This window comes from Roseomonas acroporae, from assembly GCF_023223525.1.
Lineage (GTDB): Bacteria > Pseudomonadota > Alphaproteobacteria > Acetobacterales > Acetobacteraceae > Roseomonas_E > Roseomonas_E acroporae.
The window spans coordinates 1-2,330 of the sequence record NZ_JALPRX010000211.1 but is presented as its reverse complement, the minus strand read 5'-3'; the positions used below and the strand labels follow the sequence as shown (position 1 = coordinate 2,330).

Genomic DNA, 2,330 nt, shown 5'->3' with positions numbered 1-2,330 from the left:
CGTACCCGTCCGGTGAGGGCCGCGGTTGACGATCAGGCGGCGGCCGGCAGCGCTGTGGCGTTGGGCGTCCAGTTCCACGGCAGGAGCTGATCGAGCCTGGAGGCGGGGTGATCGGCGATGCGGGCGAGCACGTCGGCGAGCCATGCTCTGGGATCGACGTCGTTCAGCTTGGCGGTGGTGATGAGGGAGAGCATCACCGCGGCTCGCTCGCCTCCGCGGTCGGAGCCTGCGAACAACCAGGCTTTCCGTCCCAGGGCGACGCCGCGGAGGGCGCGTTCGGCGGCGTTGTTGCTGAGGCAGATCCGGCCATCGCCGAGGAACCGGGTGAATGCCATCCAGCGCGTGAGGGCGTAATCCAGCGCCTTGGCGACGTCGTTGTGGCGCGACAGCCTGGTCCTGGTTTCCAGCATCCAGGCGTGGAGGTCGGCGACAAGCGGGGCCACGACGGTCCGCCGGTGCTGCGAGCGGTCCGATGCCGGGCGTCCGTTCACCTCCCGCTCAGCCTCGAACACCCGGTCGATGCGGCGCACCGCCTCGGCCGCGAGTGGCGCGCGGGCAACCTTGGCTAGCTCGAAGGCTTTCCGGCGGAAATGCGCCCAGCACGCCGCCTCGGTGATCGGTCCTGGCTTGCGGTCGGGTCGGTAGAGCTCGCCGAACCCGGCATAGGCGTCCGCCTGCAGGATGCCCGCGTAGGCGGTCAGGTGACGCCCGGGGTGCTCGGCCGTGCGGTCGCGGGAGAACTGGAACAGGGCAGCAGGCGGATCAGGTCCGCCGAACGGCCGGTCGTCCCGCACGTAGGTCCAGAGGCGGGCCGTGATCGTCTTGCCGCGGGCCAGCAGGGGTACGGTGGTGTCGTCCCCGTGCAGGCGCTCAGCAGCGAGGACGTGGGCCCTGATGAGGGCTTGGAGCGGCGAGAGCACGGCCGCCGCGGTGCCGACCCAGTCGGCCAGGGTGGAGACGCTCAGTTCCACCCCCTCGCGGCCGTAGGTCTCGCTCTGGCGGTTCAGCGGCAGGTGCTGGCCGAACTTGGCCTCCAGGACCATGGCCAGCAGGTTCGGCCCGGCGCGCCCGCGGGCGATGGGGTGGAACGGCGCGGGCGGCTGGGTGATGGTCTCGCAGGCGCGGCAGCTGAACCGCTCCCGCACGGTCTGGATGACCTTCCACGACCGGGGAACCACCTCCAGGGTCTCGGTCACGTCCTCGCCCAGCTTGGACAGCTTGCCCCCGCAACAGGGGCAGGCGGTAGGCGCCGAGATCACCACGCGCTCGCGCGGCAGGTGGGCGGGCAAAGGACCCCGGACCGGCTTGCGGGACGATGGTGCCCCGGGGTGATCGCCGCCCTGGCACTCGGCCCGGGTCGCGTCCTCGGCCACCGTGGCGACGAGCTCGCCGAGCTCAAGTTCCAGCTGATCGAGGAGCTTGCGGCCGCGCTCGGAGGAGGCACCGAACCGGTCGTGCCGCAGCTTGGCAATGACGAGCTTGAGGTGAGCGATCATCGCCTCCGCGCCGGTCGCGCGAGCCTCAGCCCCGAGCGCCCGCGCCTCGGCCGCGAGGCGGGCCTCACGCTCCGCGGCCAGCGCCGCGCGGAGCGCCTCGACGTCGTCGGAGGGATCCGGCGGGATCGTCATGCCGGAAGTGAATCAGACGCTGGAACCCATCGCCAGCACATTCGCCCGCAGCGGGAGAGATCAGCCCGCGACCTGCGGCCGGTAGGTGTGCTGCGGGTTCCGCCAGTCGATCCCGTCCAGCATGTAGGCCAGCTGCGCCGACGAGATGGACACGGTACCGCTGGTGGTCGCGGGCCATAGAAAGCGCCCCCGTTCCAGCCGTTTGGCATAGAGCGACATGCCGAGCCCGTCGTGCCAGAGGATCTTGACCAGATCGCCGCGCCTGCCGCGGAACACGTAGAGGTCGCCGGCGTGCGGGTCGCGCCCGAGCGCCTCCTGCACCTGCAGCGCCAGGCCGTTCATGCCGCGGCGCATGTCGGTGTGGCCCACCGCCAGCCACACCCGCACGCCCGAGGAGATAGGGATCACCCGCGGAGTGCCGACAACAGGCGGCGCAGGGCGGCCAGGCCGATATCCTCGGCCACGCGCAGGACCGTGCCATCCGGCAGGGCGATCTCGACGGAGCGGCTGCCCTCGGCCGGACCCTGGACCGGACAGGGCACGGCGGGCAGGTCTGCAACGCCCTCCACGGGCTCGAGCGCCGCAAGCTCGGGAACCAAGCGGACCGGGACGAAGGTCGCACTTTCCGCCGTGAGCCGCCCCCGCCGCTGGGCGTCCCGCCACTGCCAGAGCAGACCTCGGCTGACGTCGTACCGTCGCGCG

General features: G+C 71.8%; 2 protein-coding genes and 1 pseudogene. All 3 read right to left on the bottom strand.

Annotation, left to right across the window (positions count from 1 at the left end):
• Positions 1-32 precede the first annotated feature (32 nt).
• Complete coding sequence (tnpC, locus tag M0638_RS28000) at positions 33-1,628, bottom strand: IS66 family transposase (protein WP_248670241.1); 1,596 nt, start codon at positions 1,626-1,628, stop codon at positions 33-35.
• 60 nt (positions 1,629-1,688) lie between these two features.
• Positions 1,689-2,036 (bottom strand): IS66 family insertion sequence element accessory protein TnpB, encoded by a 348-nt coding sequence (gene tnpB / locus M0638_RS27995; protein WP_248670240.1) that lies wholly within the window; start codon positions 2,034-2,036, stop codon positions 1,689-1,691.
• A pseudogene (locus tag M0638_RS27990) lies at positions 2,033-2,330 on the bottom strand (hypothetical protein); the annotation flags it as partial. The pseudogene M0638_RS27990 and the gene tnpB, both read right to left, overlap by 4 nt.